Below are 19315 nucleotides of genomic sequence, written 5' to 3'. Positions count from 1 at the left end.
GGAGGGAGCTATGCTGGCATATAGTGACCGACGAGCAACGCTGCGATGGGCCAAAAGCGGCCCGCCCCTTCGGGGTTGCTCTTGGAAGCCCCTCGGACAGCGTCGCGCCGTTTGCACGGGCTACCAGCCCGTGCGGCTCGGCGCTCCTTGCCGAGAAGCTTCCAAGAGCAATCAGGGTGAACCAGATTGGCCGGAAAGTGCTCTAGCCGGGCAGGCGATGGTTTGGCCGACGCCTTCGATGCTGGCGCCGCGCAAGGTGAGCACGAGGCCCTTGTCACCGGCGATGCGCAGCGGCGTACCGACCGCCTTGAAGTTCGCTCCTGCCTCGAGGAAGCAGCGCAGCGGGATGCGCACCGTCATCGGACCGGCAGGCGGGGTGATCTTGAGCGTGGCGCCCGCCATGGTTACCGCGATGGGCCCGGCGGCAGCATCGAGCTTGCCTTCCAGCTTCAGCGCGAATTCCTCGTCGAGCTGGCGCATCAGATCGACCGGCGGGCCATCGATGCCGATGGCGCCTGCTTCGCTCCACACGAACGCTTGCGCATCTTCCTGTGCGCCAAGATCGACCGCGCGGGCGGCAATGCCCGGATCGAGGCTGAGGTGCCAGGGAGAGGGGACTTTGCCCAGCGCGAAATAGACGCCTTCGCTGGCCGAGGCGACGAGATCGACCTTGGGGTCTTCGTTGACCGGGCCGACCGCCGCCTTGCTGGCATAGGTCAGACCGTACCCGGCCGCGAACAGCGGGGTCTTGACCGGCGAGACCGCATCGGCCGGCCAGGGGAAGGACAGCTTGCCGGTAAAGCCGCGCGCAGGCTTGCCATCCTTGCGGGCGACGAGGACATCGGCGACGCCTTCGCCTTGGGTGCCGGGCAGCCATGCCGCGACAAACGCATCGGAGGCGTTGATTTCGGGACCGGTGAACAAGGGGCGGCCCGAGAGGAACACCGAGACGACCTTGATCCCTTGTGCCTTGAGCTTGGCGAGCATGGCCGTCTCGCCCGCATGATCGCGGAAGGCGATGTTGGGCATGTCGCCCTGGAATTCGGCGTAGGGCTGCTCGCCATAGACGACGACTGCAACGTCGGGCCTGTCGGTGAAGCTGCCGTCTGCCGAGAGGGCTGCGCTGCCGCCCGCGTCCTTCACTGCGGCGGCGATGGCGCGGCCGATGGTGTGGCCCTTGGGAAAATCGGCGGCGGTGGTGTCGGTACCCTGCCACGTGATGGTCCAGCCACCAGCCTGCATCGCCATGTTGTCCGCGCCCGGGCCGGTGATCAGTACCTTGGCGCCGGGCTTCAGCGGGAGGACGCCGCCGTTGTTCTTGAGGAGGACGAGCGACTTGGCGGCGGCTTCGCGCGCGACCGCGAGGTGTGCATCGCTGCCGACGACCGAGGGATTGCCGCGATCGACCGGATGCGCGCCGAGCAGGCCGAGCTTGGCCTTGACGCGCAGGATGCGGGCCACGGCATCATCGATGCGCGCCATCGGCAGCGTGCCGTCCCTGGCCTCGCGCAAGGTGGCTTCGTAGAGCCCCTTCCAGCTGTTGGGCGCCATCGCGAGGTCGAGACCGGCAGTGAAGGTTTTCGGGCAATCGGTGACAGTGCAGCCGGGGATCTGGCCGTGGCCGTTCCAATCGCCGACGACGAGGCCCTCGAAGCCCATCCGGCCCTTGAGCACGTCGGTGAGCAGGCTCTGGTTGCCGTGGTTCTTGGCGCCGTTCCAGCTGGAGAAGCTGGCCATCACGGTCAATGCACCGGCATTGATCGCCGGCGGATAGCCCTGCGCGTGCTTCTCCACGAGTTCGCGTTCGGAAACCAGCGCGTCGCCCTGGTCCTTGCCGCCATCGGTGCCGCCGTCGGCGAGGTAGTGCTTGGCCGTGGCCGCGACGCGGTCGGCGGCGAGCGGCTTGCCGGGCACAAGCGCGCCTTGCAGGCCGATGGTCATGGCCGTGGCATAGCTTGCTACCAATGCGGGATCGGCCGCGTAGCCTTCATAGCTGCGGCCCCAGCGCAAGTCCTGCGGCACGGCGAGCGTGGGCGCGAACGTCCAGTCGATGCCGCTGGCGGCGACTTCGATGGCCGTCACTTCGCCGATGCGCTGGATGAGCGCGGGATCATGCGCCGCGCCGAGCCCGATGTTGTGCGGGAAGATCGTCGCGCCCGGCACGTTGGAATGGCCGTGGACCGCGTCGATGCCGAAGAGGATCGGGATGCCCGCGCCAGCCTTGGCCGAGGCCGCCCGGAATTCGTGGACCAGCTTCGACCACTTGGCTGCATCGCCGCGCTCATCGCCGTAAGGGCCGGAATTGCCACCCGCGAGGATCGAGCCGAGCGGGTATCGGGCGAGGTCTTCGGGGGTAATCGCGCTGATGTCCGCCTGAATCATCTGGCCGACTTTCTGCTCGAGCGTCATCGCCGCGATCATGCGGGCAATGCGGCGCTCGGTCTCGGCGCTGGTGATCGCGGCGGGGCTGTGCGCGGCGGGCCAGAGCGCGGGATGGGCCGTGCTGGAATGATCGGTGGGCGCAGCAATGGCGCTCCCTGACGCCAGTAACATGGCAGCCAAAAGCGCGCGCCGAACCATCATTCCCACCCTTCCCTTGTATTCTGTGAACGTTCTCAATCGCGTTCGTCGCATGAGAAAGCATCAAAATCAAGCGGTGGTTTCAGCTATCGGAGTCCGGATCGGAGCGAAGTTCGGCCAGCAATGCTGCAGCAACAAGTGCAAGTGCAGCAAACAGCAGAAACAGCCCCGAAAAGCCGAACCACGGCACCAAAGCTATGGTGAACCACGGCATCACCAGCGAGGGCATCGTGTTGGTGAGATTGAACAGGCCGAGATCGCGCCCACGCCGGTTGCTGTCGGGCAAGGTGCGCAAGGTCTGCGCGGAATGGAGCGCGAGGAAGATCGAGGTCGAGAAGCCGAACACGGCGTAACTCGCGATGCCGGCCGGAACAGTCGTCGCAAGCGCCATCCCGACAAGGCCGATGGGCGCGACGAGGGTGCAGATAACCAGCGGCAGGAACGGCTGCCGCCGCTTGTCCGCCCACCGCCCGGCAAGCAGCGCGGCGGGAGCCGACAGCACGAGAACCGTGCTGAATACCCGCGCGGTGAGGTGATCCTGCACGCCGGGATCGATCGAGCGCAGCCAGAGGTAGAGGAACGAGAACAAGGCAGCCTCGGCAACTTGGACCAGCAGCCGCGCCGCCCACATGCGGATGGCAGCGTGACGGCGGTTCTGCGGTCCTGTCCGCGGCGTGGCGGGCACTGCCGGGGTGTTGGCTCCGGCACGGTTCCACATCAGGAGCGCCGGGAGCACTGCCGCTGCAACAATGGCTGCGACAACGACTAGCCGGCCATCGGCGGTCGCGAGGCCCGGGATCGTGACCACTGCGCCTGCCAGCGCGCCAAGGCCGGGCGCAAAGGCCAGCAAGCCGCCGAGCAGACCCTTCTGGCCATCAGGCACGCAGTCCGCACCCCATGCCGCCAGCGGCGCCAGCATCATGTTCAGCCCGAGCTGCCACAGCACCACGACCGCGATGATCGCCTGCAGGCTGTGCGCCGCAGGGACGACGAGCAGCAGCACGCACGACAGCGCAAGGCCGAGCGCGACCCACGGACGGCGCGCTCCCGTTATGTCGCTCAGCCAGCCGAACAGGATATGGCCGACGCTTGCCGAGATTGCGCCGCAGAAGGCGATGGCGGAGAGCCACATGATCGCCTGCTCGCCCGGCACCAGCGCGGCGATGCGTACAGGCAGCAGGATGGTGAGGAACGGGACATAGGCAATCGCGCCGCCGGCCCATGCGAGCGCATAGAGCACGAGGAACCACAGGGGCTGGCGCAGCGGGGCCGCGCCGGGCTGATCAGGCACTCACGGTTTGCCTGACATCGGCGATCGAACCGCGCGCGACAAGGCTGGCGGGTATCACGGTGACCGCCTCGGGCAGGCAATCGCCCTTTTGCGCCGCGATGATCAGTTCCACCGCCTTCGAGGCGGTCGCCGCGATGGGTTGGTCGACAGCGGTCAGCGGGGGCTGGGTGAACTGCATCATCGGCGTGTTGTCGAAGCTGATGAGCGAAAGATCGCGGGGCACGGCAAGGCCCGCCTGACGCGCGACTTCGAGCGTTGCCAGCGCCATCTGGTCGCTGCTTGCGATGATGGCAGTGGGCGGGTTCGGCAGGGAGAGAAGGGCACGCGCGGCACATTCGCCCGAGGCGTAGGTGAAGTCGCCTTTCTGCAGCAGATCGTCTGTCGGCAGTCCGGCCTCTGCCATCGCGGCTTTCCAGCCGTCGACGCGCCAGCCGCTCAGGTTGTATTCCGCCGCGCCCGCGATGAAGCCGATGCGGCGGTGGCCGTGATCGACCAGATGGCGCGTGGCGGTGGCGGCCGCGCCTTCGTCGTCCATCAGGATCGGCATCCCGGCATCCCTGGCCTTGGAGCCGATGCGCGCGAACGGGATCTGCTGATCGGCAAGGCAGCGCACGATCTGCGGATTGTCCGAGTGCGGCGGGGTGAGGATGATTCCATCGGGCTGCAGCGCGGCAATCGCGGCGAGGAGTTCGCGCTCGACATGGTCGCTGTGCGTATCGACCAGTTCGACGATCATCCGATAGCCATGTTCGGCACACTTGAGCATGCCGCCGAGCAGCATCTGGTCGACCCAGTCTGTGCCCTGCCGCGCGCGCCAATCGGCGATGGTGCGGTCGCGGTCGTTCAAGGCGAGGATCAGATACGAGCGCGAACCGCTCATGCGCTGGGCAGCGATGGACGGCACATAGCCGAGGCGCGTGATCGCCTCCTGCACGCGTTCCTTGAGTTCGGGGCGGACGTTCGGCTCGTTGTTGATGACGCGGCTGACGGTCTGGAGCGAGACCCCGACATCTGCCGCAACGTGCCTGATCGTGACCGCCTGACGACGCCTCGCCATGCGCTTACTCGCTCCCCGCTGGTCCGCCCGGCGCAGTGCTGGCGGTCATTTCCGGCTTTTGCCAGACGCGCACCCAATCGATCAAGAAGCGCTTGGGAAAATTGGTATTCGAGATGCCCTTAAGCCCCCGAGATTCCGCAAGCCCGCCACCGAAGGCAAGGTTGAGGATGAGGTGAAAGGGCTGGTCGAACGGCGCGCCCGACGCGTTGGAGCCGGAAGTGAACCACTCCTCGCGCTTGCGGACGGCATAAGTCTCGCCGTCGAACTGCCAGACGATCTGGTCCGGTTGCCATTCGATGGTGTAGGTGTGGAAGCCTGAAAGCACGGCAGGGCGGTGGACTTCCTCCCCCTTGTGCGCGTTGCCCGGCCAAGGCTTGCCGAAGTGGAGAGTGCCGAGGATCGTGTCTTCCTTGCCGCCGGGGCACCCCTTGCAAGGCACGCCAAGGTTGACGGCTTCGAGGATGTCGATCTCGCCAGAGGCCGCCCATCGGCCATAGGTACTGGCTTCGGGCAGCATCCAGATGGCGGGCCACGTCCCCTGGCCTTGCGGCAGGCTGGCGCGTACCTCGACGCGGCCATAGCGCCATGCGGCCTTTCCGTGCGTGGTGAGGCGGGCGGAGGAAAAGTCGCGCTTCACCAGATCGCCCGGCTTTGACGGATCCTTGCGCTGATTGGCGGGGAGGGCAGGACCAGTCACGTTCTCGCGCAGCGCGGTGATCACGAGCGCGCCGTTTTCGATGCGCGCGTTGTCCGGCCGGTCGGAATAGCACTGGCGTTCGTTGTTGCCGCCGCCCCAGCAGTCGACATCGAAGCTCCATTTCGAAGCATCGATGGCCGGGTCATTGAACTCATCCGACCAGACGAGTTGCCAATCCGATGCAGCCTGCGCTTGCAGCGGCAATGCTATCGCGGCGAGCGTGAGCCAGTGCCGGATCACGCCGCGCGCGCCTCCTGCGCGCCGCAATACTGCGCGACATAGGCATGGTGATCGGGAAGCCCCGCCACCGTCTTCGCGACGCTGTCGCGCAGACCCGCGAGGAGATGCGCGAGTTCGGCATCCGACAGCTTCGTGGCGACGGGGTGGTAGCTCTTCGGCATGATGCCCTGGCCCATCATCACCTGCACCCAGCTGTTCTCGACGAAGAGCTCCTCGTTCTTGCGGAAGACGCGGCCGGTTTCGCGGAACAGCTCGATCTTGTGAGTGAGGCTCTCCGGGATATCCATGCCCGCGCACTGGCGCCAGAACGGGCTGTCGCGCCGGTCGGTCGCCTTGTAGTGGAGGATAAGGAAGTCGCGGATCTGCTCCATGTCGGTGAGCTGCTGATCGTTGAATTCCGCGACATCACGCGGGCTGATCTCGCCCATCGGCATCATGCGGATGACGCGCAGGATGGCGCGCTGGATGAGGTGGATGGAGGTCGATTCCAGCGGCTCCATGAACCCGCCGGAAAGCCCGATGGCGACGCAATTGCGGTGCCACTGCTTGCGCCGCGCGCCGGTGGTGAAGCGGATCACGTTGGGCTTTGTGAGAACCTCGCCTTCTACCGTGCCCAGCAGCCTTTCGAGTGCGGCGTCCTGCGAAAGATAGCGGCTGCAATAGACGATGCCGTTGCCGCCGCGATGCTGCAGCGGAATGCGCCACTGCCAACCGGCATCATGCGCGATGGCGCGGGTGTAGGGCACGGGCGGGCGGACGCTGGCGGTCTGCACGGCTATCGCGGAATCGCAGGGCAGCCAGTGCGTCCAGTCGTCATACCCGACGTGGAGTGCGCCTTCCATCAGCAGCGCGCGGAAGCCGGTGCAGTCGAGGAACAGATCGCCCTCGATCCGCTGGCCCGACTCCAGGCGCAGCGCGGCAATGTCGCCGGTCTCGGGATGAAGCTGGACTTCGGCGATCTTGCCCTCGACGTGGCGGCAGCCGTCCGCCTCGGCCAGCTTGCGCAGGAACACGGCGTAGAGGCCGGAATCGAGCTGGTAGGCGTAGTTGATGCGGTTGTCCGGCAGGTGTGCGAATTTGGACTTCATCGCGGCCTGCAGTTCAATGCAATAGTCGTCGTAGCTCGCCTTGTGGCCCTTCGTCAGGCCGTGCATCCAGAAGTGCTGGAAGCCCGCGCTCCAGTGGTCGCGGCCGGTGATCCCGAACGAGTGGAAGTAGTTTTCCCCCTCCACGCGCCAGTTCTCGAAATTGATGCCGAGCTTGAAGGTGGCCTGCGTCGAACGCATGAAGTCGGCTTCGCCAATGCCGAGCAGGCGGTTGTAGGCAACCAACGGCGGGATCGTGCTTTCACCGACGCCGATCGTGCCGATGGCTTCGGATTCGACCAGCACGAGATCGATCGCATCGCCCATCGTGCGGGCAAGCGCGGCGGCGGCCATCCATCCGGCGGTGCCACCACCGGCGATCACGACACGGCGCTTGGCGTAAGTTCCAGTCATTTGCTGAGTGTCCTTAGCAGAAACGAACGGAGGCGTCCGGCGGCGGCAGGATCGAGCGGATCCAGAATGCCGCGCCCGCCTTCGGGGAGATGGGCGGTGACGTCGGGGCCATTTTCGAAGACGTAGTGGTCGAACAGCGCGCGCCAGATCGCCTTGTCTTCGGCCGGCAAGTCGCGGATCGAGAGGATCGCGTGGTTCAGGGCGTCCTGCGGTTGCCCGAGCCAGCGCGGCGTATCGCGCCACCAGTAGTTCATCAGCACGTTGAACGGAGCGAGGCCTTCAACGTGGTGCCACCACATCGAAGGGATGAACAGCGCATCGCCCGGCTCCAGCACCGCGACTTGCGCGTGGGCCAGTGCCTCGGCGAAGCGCGGGTACAGATCGAGATCGGGCGCGTGGAAATCGACCATCGAGACAGCGCGCCCCGCCGGGGTATTGTCGATGGGCCCCAGGTGCAGGCTGGCGAACTGGTCGGGCGGAAACAGCGTGAAGCGGCGGCGTCCGGCGGCGCAGCAGGCGAGATTGTCCGGGAAGTCGTTGTGCGCGGCGATGCGGGTAGGGGTGCCGATCCAGAGGCTGACGATCGGCTCCCGCTTGCCGAGGTCGACTGTGTTTTCGGCGGCGACGGTGGTGAAGTGCGTCGGCACGTCGATCGAGCCGAGGTAGATCGCGGGCGCATCCGCGCGGCCTTCGTTGGCGTCCATGCCGCTAAAGATATCCGCCAGCTTGCCGCGGGCCTCGCGGAAATTCATTTCCATGTCGTCGGCGTAGAACAGGCGGCCGTCCTTGCCGGGCTGACCGAGCGAAACCGAGAACGGGACGGGGCGCGCGCGTTCGACCAGGTAGGCGCGGGCCGCGCGGGCCGACGTCAATCCCGCCTGCACCAGCGGCCAATCTCGCACCAGCCCGCGGATCACGAACGGCGTGCGCGCGCCTTGCAGCATGGCATCGAGCGCGGCGGCATCCTGCACCGTGCGCTCCTCCACCGCAGGCATCGCGGCGAAGATCGAGGCGTCAGCCTCAGCCAAGCGCGACCTTGCGGTTCTTGCGTGCGACAAGGCCGCCGAACTGCGCGAGGCTGGCGAGCACCATATAGATGCGCGCAAGGTGTCCCTCCGCCATCAGCGCCGCCAGCGCTTCTCCGTCAAGACCGGCAAGCCGCTCCTCATGGATCGTCTGGAAGCCGACGAGCGTCTGGACCGCGCCGTTGTCGAGCGTGACTTCGAGGCTGAACGGCTCGACGAGGCTGTAGGCTTCGAGCGCGGTGAAGAAGGCCTCGCTCTCATGCCAGGCATAATCGAGATCGCCGAGCATGTTGGCGATGGCTTCGAGATAGGGCGTCGCCGTGCCCGCATCGTCGAACACGCGCATGCCTTCACCGTTGGTGGAAACGCGCGCGTGGCCCATGTCGATATGGACTTGCGGCGGGGCGCCTTCCTCAGCCGCGCGGCCGATGAGGAAGGGTTGTACCGCATGGGCCATCGGGCGGTAGCGGGCTTCCCATGTGCTTCCGTTCAGGAACAGGTTCTCGCCCGCCTCGAACCCGAACAGCGCCAGCGCGGCAAGCTTGCCTGTCTCCGCGTCGCGGCGGAAAACGATGGGATAATGCGCCTGCACCTCGCGGAACTCGGCCGGCATGGCGAGGCTGGCCATGACATTGTCGCCATACTCTGCGCCGGCTTCGGTGTGGATGCGAAGCTGGCCGTGGTCGGCGGGGTTGAGGATCTGGTGCTGGCTCATGCGGGTATCCTGGCAGCCGCGGTCTGCGCGGCGAGACGGTCGAGGTAGTCGCGGGTTGTCGGCAGCGCGGCGGCGAGCGCGCGGGCCTTGGCCGCCACATCGGCGAGGCGGGCGGGCGAGGGAGACGCTCCGCTCAGCGGAACCGGCAGGCCCATCCCGTGGAGCACATATTGCTGGCTGGCGGCGGGGAACATCTCGTCGACACGCGGGAAATCCCATGCCGAGGGTTGCTGCTCGCGCCACAGCGCGAGACATTCGGCGAGGCGCGGCGGGATCGTTTCGGGCGCGCGCTGGGCCTGCCAATAGGGCTCGGTACGCTGGCTCGGCACGTAGTGAAGCTTGAGAAATTCGACCACGCGGTCCCAGCGATAACGGAACAGCTCGTTGAACCGCGCGGCGTGGATATCCATGCTGGCGCGGCTCTGCGGGAAGTTCTCGGCCAGCGCCTTCAGCGAAAGTTCGATCAGCACGATGGCCGAAGCTTCGAGCGGCTCGATGAACCCGGCGGAGAGTCCCACGGCGAGGCAATTGCCGATCCAGAAGCGGTCACGGTGGCCGGTCTTGAAAGCAAGCTTGCGCGGGGTGAGGCTGGCCGCATCGGCGCCGGGAACCTTGGCCGCGACATAGCCGCGCAGGATTTCCTCCGCGCGCTCATCCGAAAGAAAGCGCGAGGCATAGATGCAGCCGATGCCGCGGCGGGTTGGCAGGCCGATATCCCACAGCCAGCCAGCTTCGTGCGCCGTGCCGATCGTCTGCGCCGCAATGGGGCTGCCGGGCTCGACCGGGACCTGAACGGCGAGTGCACGGTCGTTGAACGAGACATCGCTACGGTCGATCCAATCGGCGCCGCATTCGCCTGCGATGAGGATGCCCGCCTGACCGGAGCAGTCGAGGAAAAGATCGCCTGCAAGCGGTTCGCCATCACGCAGCATGAGTGCAGCGATATCGCCGTTTGCTGCACGGGTGACGCCGGTGACATGTGCGGCAATCCGCTTGACGCGCAGGCGCTTGGTCCCGTGCCGCATCAGCAGCGCGGCGAACTTGCCGGCATCGAGGTGGTAGCCATAGTTCAGGGCGCCGGCGTAATCCGGCATGGTGCGCTGGCGCGGTGCAAGGTTTGCGGCGCAAACGGCATGCTGCGGAGTGATCGCCGCAGCAAAGGGGCCTTGCTGACCGCTTGCCTGCCATCCGGCGGCAAGCCCTTGCATGTCGGCGGCCGGTGGAGCGCTGAAGGGGTGGAGATAGCTGTCCTGCGCCGAACCATCGCGCCAGCCATCAAAGCGTGAGCCCTGCTTGAAGGCTGCGTCGCATTCGGTGAGAAACTCCGCCTCCGGGATGCCGATGGTCGCAAGGGTCTCGCGCATCGTCGGCCAGGTGCCTTCGCCCACGCCGATGGTCGGGATATCGGGCGCCTCGACCAGTGTCACGCGCTTGTCCGGCAGCCGCGCGGCGAGGAGGCACGCGGAAAGCCAACCGGCGGTGCCGCCGCCGACGATCACGATATGCTGGATCGGGTTGCTCATCGAAACGCGACCTTAGCGCACATGGGCCGTGCTTGCCAAAAAGAAGAGCCGCACCGCGCGATGCAGTGCGGCTCTTGCAGGTTGCAGACCTTCTGGAAGGGGAGAACTTGTCAGAAGGTGAAGCGGGCACCACCTGCCCAGCGGGCATAACCCGGTGCCGCGAAGAACACGGTCTGGTCGTTGCGCTGGTGACCCTTGCGGCTCGCGTTGGTGATGTTGATGCCTTCGGCGAAAACCGTGACACCCTTCTTGATCTCGTAGCTCGCGCTCATGTCCCACTGGCCATAGGCATTGGTGTAGTAGGGATCGAACCCGTAGCCACCAAGGAAGCCGGCACGCCAGTTGTAGGCGATACGGGCCTGAAGGCCCTTCTTGTCGTAGTAGAGTACCGCGTTCGCGCTGTCGCTGATGCCGGTGACAGCGAACTGCGGGACGGTGTAGCGCAAGGCATTGTTGAACTTGGTGTCGCTCTTGACGATGGTGTAGTTCAGGATCGTGCCGAAACCGGTGTTCCAGAAGCTGTGCTGGATGGCGAATTCCCAGCCATAGACACGTGCCTGCTGATTGCTGTTGGTCGGCTGCGTGATGATGAAGTTCACCAGCGGATCGTCAGCCAGCGACTTCACGCCTGTCACGTTTCCGGCGCCATCCCGGCCGGCGACGGTCTGCGGATACTTGTTGCCGATATAGTTCAGGATCGACTGTGCGGTGGCATCGGAGCCCAGTGCAGCACGCGCTTCACGCGCCCGATCGCCGGCAGCGGCATTGGTCAAGCCGAACGCGGGCTGATTGACCTGCGTCTGGTTGATGTAGTTCTTCACCACCTTGTGGAAGAAGCCGATCGAGATGTAGCTGGTCGGCCCGTAGTACCACTCGCCCGAGATATCGACGCCCTTCGACTTGTAGGGAAGCAGGTCCGGGTTGCCGCTCGCGCCGGTGCTGCCACCTATGCGGATCGGCGAGTCAAGCGTCGTCCCGCCCTGCAGGCTGTTGTAATCCGGACGGGTGATCGTGTGGCTGTACGACACGCGGAACTTGACGTTCTTGAACGGCGACATGTCGAAATCGACTGCCGGCAGCCAGTTCGAGTATTCGCCCTTGCGGGTGACGAACGAGCTTTCGCTGCCGTAGACGATCGCGGTTTCGTTGCCGCCGGTCCACACGGTGCCGGTGGGCACGGGAACGAGCGCGGTCGAGTCAACCTTGGTCCGCTCGTAGCGCAGACCAAGCCGCAGGTGTGCCGGGTTCTCGCCGAGATCGAAAGTGTGCGTTGTCTGGAGGTAGGGCGCGATGGTGCGCTCGCGCGTCGTCCGGTCGCGGTCGAACCGGGCAAGGCAGGTACCGGGCGTGACCGCCGTGGCGCAGATGCCAATCCGGTCGTTGAGCAACGTGATCAGCCCGCGAGTGTTGATGTCGAAATAGCTCGGGATGATCGAAGGATCGTTCGAACCACTGATCCCCGCAAGGTCCTTGGGCAAGTCACGGATCGTGTAGAGATCATCGGGCGTATCGGCCTTCGAGAGCGTGCCGCCCCAGGTGTCGTTCTGGATCACGCCGAAGGCCGAACGCACCTTGTTTTCGGTGTAGGTCACGCCGAAGTCGAGGCTGTTGATGAACGAGGCGTCGAAATCATAGCCTCCGCGGAAGCTGACTTCGTTGATCTCGTCGCGCTGGTAGGCGGTGCGGAAGGCGTTGCCGGCCGGGCGGATATTGGCGGCGGTGATTTCGGCGCCGGGATACATCTCGACCGAGATCACCGGGATGCCCTTGGTGAAATCGACCTTCTGGTTCTTCACACCATAGATCGCGCTGCCGACAGCGATGCCGGTACCATAGGGCGCGGTGGGCTTGCTCTCGGCGGTCGAATGGTGGCCGTCGAGCTCAAGGCGCAGGCCGCCCGGGCCGTCCCACTTGAGGTTGCCGCCGATCGACTTGTTGCGCGAACGGTTGGCCGCGACCGCGCCGGTGATGGCAAGGTCCTTGCCTTCGTTCGGGCCGAAGCTTTCAGCGTAGAAGTTGGGGCCGGCAGCGGGGCCATCGGTCCAGCTGCTGCTGGTCTGGTTGTGATTGAACCACACGCCGATGCTGTTGGTGCGGGCATCGATGGTGTTCTGCGAGAAGGTGTAGTCGACCGTCGCCACCAGCGTGTCGGTCGGCTTGAACTGCACGACGGCCTGGCCGTTGATGCGCTCGCGGCGGAACGTGGTGAAGTCGTAACCGGCGTTCTGCGTCACCTGATAGACCGTGTTGGGACCCGGACGGTTTTCGGTGCGCGCGAAGTTGCCGCGCCAGTCGTTGGCGTCGACCGGGAGCGAGCCCCAGTTGTTTTCGTAGCCGAGATAGCCTTCGCGCCAGCCGGCGTTGAACTGGGCCTGGCTCGCGCGGCGATCCTGATAGGAGCCGCTGATCGAGATGCCGATGCGGTTGTCGGCGAAGGTATCGCTGATGACGCCCGAGAATTCCGGCTTCACCGCCGCGCCCTGGAACACCGAGGTGTCGTAGAGCGCCTTGGCGCCGATGCTGCCATGGAGGCCGGGCCGATCAAGCGGGCGCGGCGTCTTGATGTTGATCACCGAGCCGATACCGCCGGTGGCCAGCGTGGCGCGGCCCGACTTGTAGACCTCGACGCCCGCGATGCCTTCGGATGCGAGGTTGGCGAAATCGAAGCTGCGCGAAGCCGGCGCGCCGCTCGAGCCGCCAAGGCTCGAGGCGGGCATCTGGCGGCCGTTGAGCAGGACGAGGTTGTAATCGGGGCCGAAGCCGCGGACGGTGACGAACTGGCCTTCGCCGTTGCTGCGGTCGATCGACACGCCGGTGATGCGCTGCAGCGATTCCGCAAGGTTGGTGTCGGGGAACTTGCCGATGTCTTCCGCCGAGATCGCGTCGATCACGCCGATCCCGGTCTTCTTGATGTTCAGCGAGCTCTTCAGCGAGGCACGGATGCCGGTGACAACGATGGCGTCGGGCGCGTCGTTGCTGGCCGCCTGCGGAGCGGGCTGGGCCGCTTCCTGCGCCATGGCTTGCTGCGCGGTGAGAGCGAGTGCTGCTGCCGAAGCCCCGAGCATGAGGTGGGCATAGGCAGGCTTGCGCGATGCTTTCATAGCGATTCTTCCCCCTGAAATCCGGCACTTTTGTCCGGTTGAGTGCCGATTGTGAACGTTCACCTAGATGAGAACGTTCACTTCGTCAAGCCGCAAGGGCGCGTTTCGCGCAAGGATACTTGCACTTTTTGCCTAGAGCGCGTGGGTGGGCTGCGGCCGCACAAGGAAGCGGCCGAGCACGATCGCCAGCGCCATGGAGGCGGCGGCAAGTGCAGCATAGGGCTGCAGCAATGGCAGGCCAAGCAGGACCAGTTCGTCGTTCCCGCCCGGCACCAGCAGACTGCCCAGACCCATGAGCGCTCCGCCCGCAAGGCAGCGCAGCGCGTCGGCCAGCGGCGGGAGGCGCAGGCGGAGCGAACCTTCGCTCCACCCGCCGACGATGGCGCCGACGAGCAGGACGGCGAACAGCGCCAGCTTGATCACGAGGCCCGAATGGCGCCCTTCAGCGAGCGCAAGCAGCGCCGAGGTATAGGCCCATGGGCCGACGAGGATGAGCAGCAGGCTGAAGGCGATCCCGATGACGGTGGTCGCCTGATGCGGATGCCAGACATGGGCGGCGAGTTCGCCGCGCCGGGCGGCCTGCCATGCACTCCGGGCGCGCCATGCGGCGAAGACCGTCAGCGGCACGATCAGCCAGCCGGCGTCCAGCAGCGGCGCACCGCCCACCATCGGCGGGCGCTGGCCGAAGCGCGCGGAAAACATGGCGCAGGACAGGAAATAGCCGAGCGGCGTGAGCAGGTAGGCCCATTGGCCCGAGCCGATGCGCGCGATGGCGCCGAACATGCAGGCGCCGGACAGCAAGGCGCCAAGACCAAGCAGCACGCCGCCAAGTGCGCTCGCAGCGCTGGGTGGATAGCCGACGGGCAGGGCGGTATGGCCGCCGAGATGGCGCCAGACGAGGATCGAGCCGGATACCCAAAGCCCGGCTTCGACAAGTGCGAAGAGACGCTCGGTGCGGCGGCCGTCGAGTATTTCGTCGATGGCAGTGACCATGCAGGTCCCGCTGCGCCGGATGGCATAGCCCATCACGCCAGCGCAGCATGCGGCAAGGACAAACACCGGGCTGAGGAGTGCGATGCCCTCCATCGGTCAGATCGCGCGCTGCGCTGCTGGTCTTGGCAAGTCCCGTCCCTCCCGCTCTGCGGCTATTCGCGCGGCGGCCCGGATTGGTTTCAAGGCTTGGTGCTGGCAAGGAAGCGTTGCAGCGGTGGCAGCGCTGCGGCGGGGCTTTCCTCGAACGGCACGTGGCCCATGCCGGGGAGGCGAACGAGCGCGGCGCGGGGCATCAGCCGCAGATAGTCCTCCGCGTTGCGGACGGGGATCATCTGGTCCAGCTCGCCCCAGAGCAGCAAGGTGGGGGCGGCAATGCTACGCAGGCGGGGGGAGGGATCGGACAGGATCGTCTGGCGTGTGCGGTCGAGGATCGCCTGCCGCACACCCGGGGCGAGCAGCAGATCGCGGTAGCGTTCGAGCACGGCATCGGGCAGCGCGTCCGGATGCGCCCAGGCCGGGGCCAGATTGGCGCGGATCAGCGAACGGGGGCCGACCCATGGCATGAGGTTCATGACAAGCGGGACCTCGGGCGCCTTGCCGTATTCGAAGCCGGGGCTGGCAAAACCGTCGGGCGAGATCAGCACCAGCTTGTCCACCCGCTGCGGATAGCGCGCGGCGAACTCCCACGCGAAGCGACCGCCGAGAGAGTTGCCGATGAAAGTCGCGCGCTGGAGGTGGAGCTGGTCCATCAGGCCGGCGAGGATCGCGAGGGTGCGCTCGTCCGAGTAATCGCCGGTCGGGTCAGGCCCGGTCAGGCCGAAGCCGGGCAGGTCGAGCCGGACTACGCGGTACTCTCCGGAAAGCGCCTTGGCCCAGGGCTCCCATGTATCGAGGCTGGAGCCGAAGCCGTGCAGCAGGATCAGCGCCGGAGCGTCGCGCGGGCCGGTATCGCGGTAACGCAGGCGCTGGCCGAGCACGGTGCGGTACTCGCCCGGATAGGCGGCTTCGAGGGCGGCGCGCGACCTGTCCGGCGCATAGAGCCAGATGGCAAGTGCGGCGATGGCGAGAAGCAGGAACACGCAAGCCCACCGCACAATCCGCATCAGCATCAGAACACCGCGTGGTCGCCGCGATCATCGGGCGCAGCTTCGCCGACGATGATCGCGCGGTAGTGATCGAACAGGGTGTCGCTGCCGGTTTCCGGCGTCATGGCGGCATCATAGCGGCCGGTTGCGGGATCCAGCACGAGCATCGACTCGGTCGCGTAATAATGACCGATCCGTGCGAGTTCCGCCTTGGTCCCAAGCGGGGGGATCAGCCGGGACGCGAAACCCAGTGCACCGGCGATGCTACCGAGGAAGCCGGGCGGGACGGAGCGAAACTTCGGCTCCATGCCCAGCATGCCGAACAGCGCCTCGCCTTGTTGGCGCGGTGTGATCGCCGGGCCGGGGCCGCCGATGGGGAGCACCTTGTTCCAGCGCTCCGGTTCGATGAGGCAGCCTGCGATGTAGGCGGCCAGATCGCGGTTGCTGATGGGCTTGCAGGCGGTGAGCGTCCCGTCGCCGAACAGCAGGAAGGGCTTGCCGCTGCGGACCCGCTCGATCTGGCCGGAAAGCGATTTGAAGAAGGCCGTGGGGCGCACGATCGAATAGCGCAGGCCCGAAGCGATGAGGTCCGCCTCGAACGCCAGCTTGGCTTGCTGGAAGGCGAGGCGCGGCTTCTGCACGCAGATCGCCGAGAGCAGCACGAAGTGAGCCGCGCCGCAGCGCTCGGCAAGCGCGAGGGCGTGGCAGTGCGCCGTGTAGTCGATCGCCCAGGCATCGCGCGCCACCCCGGTGCGCGAGGCCATGCACGAGACGACCGCGTCGAAGTGCTCGCCTGCAAAGCCGTCATGCATCAGGCTTGCCGGGTCGGCCGCGTCGGCGCGGCGCAGGGTTGCGCCGGGGAGGTGTAGGGCAGGTTCCTTGCGGACCATCGCGACGACATCGTGCCTTGCCGCGACCAGCGCCTGCACCGCCGCCCGCCCGATGGTCCCGGTGGCGCCGAGCAGGGCGACGCGGCTCATGCGGCGGGTGCTGCCTTCGCCGCCATGACCTGCCGCCCGTCGGCAGCGTGGGCGGCGAGGATGAGGCCGCCGTCTTCCTGCCTGAGGGCAAGGTGCAGCGGCTCGTCGGCCACGGCGGGGGAGACCGCGCGGAAGCTGAACCTCGCGAGTGCCGCCTCGCTCTCCAGCGTGCGGCGGGCAAGATCGAGCAGCAGCGTGGCGATCAGCGGGCCGTGGACGACAAGGCCGCGATAGCCTTCGGTGCCGGTCGCGTAGGGGTGATCATAGTGGATGCGGTGCGTGTTGAACGTAAGCGCGGAATAGCGGAACAGCAGCGCGGGCGAGGGCAGCACGTCGCGGGTCACATCCCATGCCGATGCATCGAAGCGGCTTTCGCCGGGCGGTGGCGGCGCGGGCGGGCTGCCGGGCGGCGGGGCGTCGCGGTAGACGAGGGTCTGCGTCTCGCGCACGGCCAACGCATCGCCCGCGAACGTCTCGTGTGCAAGTTCGGCGAAGACCAGCGGACCGGTGCCTCCCTGCTTCTCTGTAATGGCCAGCACGCGGGTGCGGCGCTTGACGGCGGACCCTACGGTGATCGAACCGAGAAATTCGACCGAACCGGCCGCCCACATGCGGCGCTCGAGATGGAGCGGCGGGAGCAGGCTGACGGGGCTATCATCGCGCTTAGGGTGGCCGTCCGGACCCAGAGTTCCAGTCGGCGCATCGGGCGTGCAGAGGCACCAGTGGAGGCCTTGCGGGGCGGCCTTGACGGGGACATTGCGGTCCAGCGTGGCGCACCAGCGGGCAAGGAGGCCTTCCGTGAAGGTATCGTGCCGCACTTCCTCGCGGCCGATCCATGCGCTGTGATCGCCCATCAGCCCCGTCCTGCCATCAGCCCGCGCGCGATCACTTGCGCCTGGATTTCCGCCGCACCTTCGAAGATCGAGAGGATGCGCGCGTCGCACAGTACGCGGCTGATCTCGTATTCGAGCGCATAACCATTGCCGCCGTGAATCTGCAGCGCGGCGTCGGCGGCGGTCCATGCGGCGCGGGCGGCGTGGAGCTTCGCCATGCCCGCCTCGATATCACAGCGACGTCCTGCGTCCTTGGCCCGTGCGGCGGCGTAGCTGAGTTCACGCGCGGTGACATATTCGGCGAGCATCACCGCCAGCTTGTCGGCAACGCGCGGGAACTGGATCAAGGCCTGCCCGAACTGCTTGCGTTGGCGCGCATAGTCCAGCCCCAGTTCCAGCGCGCGGCGCGTGACGCCGACGGCGCGCGCGGCGGTCTGGATCCGGGCGCCTTCGAAGGTCTGCATCAGCTGCTTGAAGCCTGCCCCCTCCTTGCCGCCCAGCAACGCCTCGGCAGGCGCGCGCATGCCATCGAACTGGAGCGCATATTCGCGCATGCCGCGATAGCCGAGCACGTCGATCTCGCTGCCGGTCATGCCCTCGGCGGGGAAGGGATTGTCCTCGCTGCCGCGCGGCTTGGGAACGAGCAGCATCGAAAGGCCGGCATAGCCCGGCGTATCGGGCTGCGTCCGCACCAGCAGCGTCATCACGTCCGAGCGGGCGGCGTGGGTGATCCAGGTCTTGGCGCCGTGGATCACCCAGTCGCCGCTGGCATCCTGCACGGCGCGCGTGGTGAGCGAGCCGAGGTCGGAGCCGACATCGGGTTCGGTGAAGACCGCAACCGGCAGCGTCTCGCCGCTGGCGATGCGGGGCAGCCAGTGCGCTTTCTGCGCCTCGGTGCCGCCGAGCATGATGAGTTCGCCCGCGATCTCTGAGCGCGTACCCAGCGATCCCGCACCGATCCACCCGCGCGACAGTTCCTCGCTGACGAGGCACATCACGAGCTTGCCGAGGCCGAGGCCGCCATATCCCTCCGGAATGCACACGCCGAAGGTGCCGAGCTGCGCCATCGCTTCCACCGTCCCGTCCGGAATCAGCGCATTGGCGAGATGCCACTTGTGCGCGTGGGGGATGATTTCGGCATCGGTGAAACGGCGGAACTGGGCGCGGATTTCATCGAGTGCTTCGTCGTGGAAGGTTTCGCTCGGCCATTGCCCTTCCGCCAGTGCAGCGGCGAGGGCAGCGCGGGTGTCTGCCATGTCAGCGTCAAGCAGCGGCGCGACGGCTGCTGCCAATGCGCGCGCTTCGGCTGCAAGCCCGAGATCTGACGGGCGCAGCATTTCGGCGGGGCCCATCAGGAGCGCGCCGGTGAGTTGGCCAAGCGTCTCGGCAAAGGCGAGCTGCGCGACATGGGCGTCGAGCGGATTGCTGCTGCCTTCGGCCCAAGCCGCGACAGCCTCCAGCGCGGCGACGCTGGTGGCGATCCACGCAAAGCCATGCGCGGCGCGCTGCTCTGCCTCGACCGGGCGATTGGCGAGGCGCCTCGCCAGCGCACTGCGCGCGGCGTCGCGATAGGTTTCAGCCTCTTCGAGTAATGGGCGCAAGGCCACGGACATAGCGATTACTCAATCAAACTCCCCGTTCGTGTCGAGCGAAGTCGAGACACCATGCGCGGTGCGTGGTGTCTCGACTTCGCTCG

Annotated in this window: 14 protein-coding genes; all 14 read right to left on the bottom strand. The window is 66.6% G+C overall.

What is annotated here, in order from left to right; translation table 11 throughout:
* Positions 1-171 precede the first annotated feature (171 nt).
* The 14 genes from IP83_RS17115 to IP83_RS17050 all read right to left on the bottom strand — a co-directional run bounded on the left by IP83_RS17115 (position 172) and on the right by IP83_RS17050 (position 19232).
* Positions 172-2553: a glycoside hydrolase family 3 protein gene (locus IP83_RS17115; RefSeq protein WP_231625098.1), complete on the bottom strand. Its 2382-nt coding sequence runs from the start codon at positions 2551-2553 to the stop codon at positions 172-174.
* Positions 2554-2662: 109 nt separating this feature from the next.
* Positions 2663-3871 carry an MFS transporter gene (locus IP83_RS17110; RefSeq protein ID WP_054123450.1) on the bottom strand — a complete coding sequence of 403 codons (1209 nt, stop codon included), beginning with the start codon at positions 3869-3871 and terminating at the stop codon, positions 2663-2665.
* Positions 3864-4928, bottom strand: coding sequence for a LacI family DNA-binding transcriptional regulator (locus IP83_RS17105; RefSeq protein WP_054123449.1), 1065 nt, complete (start codon positions 4926-4928; stop codon positions 3864-3866). The genes IP83_RS17110 and IP83_RS17105 overlap by 8 nt, the downstream gene beginning before the upstream one ends.
* Positions 4929-4932: 4 nt before the next feature.
* Positions 4933-5865 carry a family 16 glycosylhydrolase gene (locus IP83_RS17100; protein ID WP_054123454.1) on the bottom strand — a complete coding sequence of 311 codons (933 nt, stop codon included), beginning with the start codon at positions 5863-5865 and terminating at the stop codon, positions 4933-4935.
* Positions 5862-7364, bottom strand: coding sequence for a tryptophan halogenase family protein (locus IP83_RS17095; RefSeq protein ID WP_054123448.1), 1503 nt, complete (start codon positions 7362-7364; stop codon positions 5862-5864). The genes IP83_RS17100 and IP83_RS17095 overlap by 4 nt, the downstream gene beginning before the upstream one ends.
* Positions 7361-8392, bottom strand: a complete 1032-nt coding sequence (locus IP83_RS17090) for a cupin-like domain-containing protein (protein WP_054123447.1) — start codon at positions 8390-8392, stop codon at positions 7361-7363. The genes IP83_RS17095 and IP83_RS17090 overlap by 4 nt, the downstream gene beginning before the upstream one ends.
* Positions 8385-9104: a SapC family protein gene (locus IP83_RS17085; protein WP_054123446.1), complete on the bottom strand. Its 720-nt coding sequence runs from the start codon at positions 9102-9104 to the stop codon at positions 8385-8387. The genes IP83_RS17090 and IP83_RS17085 overlap by 8 nt, the downstream gene beginning before the upstream one ends.
* On the bottom strand, positions 9101-10627 hold the full coding sequence (locus IP83_RS17080) for a tryptophan halogenase family protein (RefSeq protein ID WP_054123445.1): 1527 nt from the start codon (positions 10625-10627) through the stop codon (positions 9101-9103). Before IP83_RS17080 ends, IP83_RS17085 begins: the two co-directional genes overlap by 4 nt.
* A 110-nt stretch (positions 10628-10737) precedes the next feature.
* Complete coding sequence (locus IP83_RS17075; protein ID WP_054123444.1) at positions 10738-13728, bottom strand: TonB-dependent receptor; 2991 nt, start codon at positions 13726-13728, stop codon at positions 10738-10740.
* Positions 13729-13860: 132 nt separating this feature from the next.
* Entirely contained in the window at positions 13861-14814 is a 954-nt protein-coding gene (locus IP83_RS17070) for a YeeE/YedE thiosulfate transporter family protein (RefSeq protein WP_054123443.1), read from the bottom strand.
* 86 nt (positions 14815-14900) lie between these two features.
* The gene (locus tag IP83_RS17065) at positions 14901-15830 is read right to left on the bottom strand and encodes an alpha/beta fold hydrolase (protein ID WP_197274419.1); all 930 of its coding nucleotides are present in this window, start codon (positions 15828-15830) and stop codon (positions 14901-14903) included.
* On the bottom strand, positions 15830-16786 hold the full coding sequence (locus IP83_RS17060) for an NAD(P)H-binding protein (RefSeq protein WP_156309816.1): 957 nt from the start codon (positions 16784-16786) through the stop codon (positions 15830-15832). The genes IP83_RS17065 and IP83_RS17060 overlap by 1 nt, the downstream gene beginning before the upstream one ends.
* Positions 16783-17640, bottom strand: a complete 858-nt coding sequence (locus IP83_RS17055; protein ID WP_054123442.1) for a hypothetical protein — start codon at positions 17638-17640, stop codon at positions 16783-16785. Before IP83_RS17055 ends, IP83_RS17060 begins: the two co-directional genes overlap by 4 nt.
* Positions 17640-19232: an acyl-CoA dehydrogenase family protein gene (locus IP83_RS17050; RefSeq protein ID WP_054123441.1), complete on the bottom strand. Its 1593-nt coding sequence runs from the start codon at positions 19230-19232 to the stop codon at positions 17640-17642. Before IP83_RS17050 ends, IP83_RS17055 begins: the two co-directional genes overlap by 1 nt.
* Positions 19233-19315: the final 83 nt, after the last annotated feature.

It is taken from the genome of Novosphingobium sp. AAP93 (assembly GCF_001296055.1).
Lineage (GTDB): Bacteria > Pseudomonadota > Alphaproteobacteria > Sphingomonadales > Sphingomonadaceae > Novosphingobium.
Note: the sequence above shows the minus strand (reverse complement) of the source record. Positions and strands in the feature narration are given on the sequence as shown.

Coding starts and splice junctions, on each gene's coding strand:
- IP83_RS17075 (WP_054123444.1), bottom strand. CDS start 13,728: ATGAAAGCATCGCGCAAGCCTGCCTATGCCCACCTCATGCTCGGGGCT.
- IP83_RS17105 (WP_054123449.1), bottom strand. CDS start 4,928: ATGGCGAGGCGTCGTCAGGCGGTCACGATCAGGCACGTTGCGGCAGAT.
- IP83_RS17115 (WP_231625098.1), bottom strand. CDS start 2,553: ATGTTACTGGCGTCAGGGAGCGCCATTGCTGCGCCCACCGATCATTCC.
- IP83_RS17050 (WP_054123441.1), bottom strand. CDS start 19,232: ATGTCCGTGGCCTTGCGCCCATTACTCGAAGAGGCTGAAACCTATCGC.
- IP83_RS17070 (WP_054123443.1), bottom strand. CDS start 14,814: ATGGAGGGCATCGCACTCCTCAGCCCGGTGTTTGTCCTTGCCGCATGC.
- IP83_RS17055 (WP_054123442.1), bottom strand. CDS start 17,640: ATGGGCGATCACAGCGCATGGATCGGCCGCGAGGAAGTGCGGCACGAT.
- IP83_RS17060 (WP_156309816.1), bottom strand. CDS start 16,786: ATGAGCCGCGTCGCCCTGCTCGGCGCCACCGGGACCATCGGGCGGGCG.
- IP83_RS17065 (WP_197274419.1), bottom strand. CDS start 15,830: ATGCTGATGCGGATTGTGCGGTGGGCTTGCGTGTTCCTGCTTCTCGCC.
- IP83_RS17095 (WP_054123448.1), bottom strand. CDS start 7,364: ATGACTGGAACTTACGCCAAGCGCCGTGTCGTGATCGCCGGTGGTGGC.
- IP83_RS17080 (WP_054123445.1), bottom strand. CDS start 10,627: ATGAGCAACCCGATCCAGCATATCGTGATCGTCGGCGGCGGCACCGCC.
- IP83_RS17085 (WP_054123446.1), bottom strand. CDS start 9,104: ATGAGCCAGCACCAGATCCTCAACCCCGCCGACCACGGCCAGCTTCGC.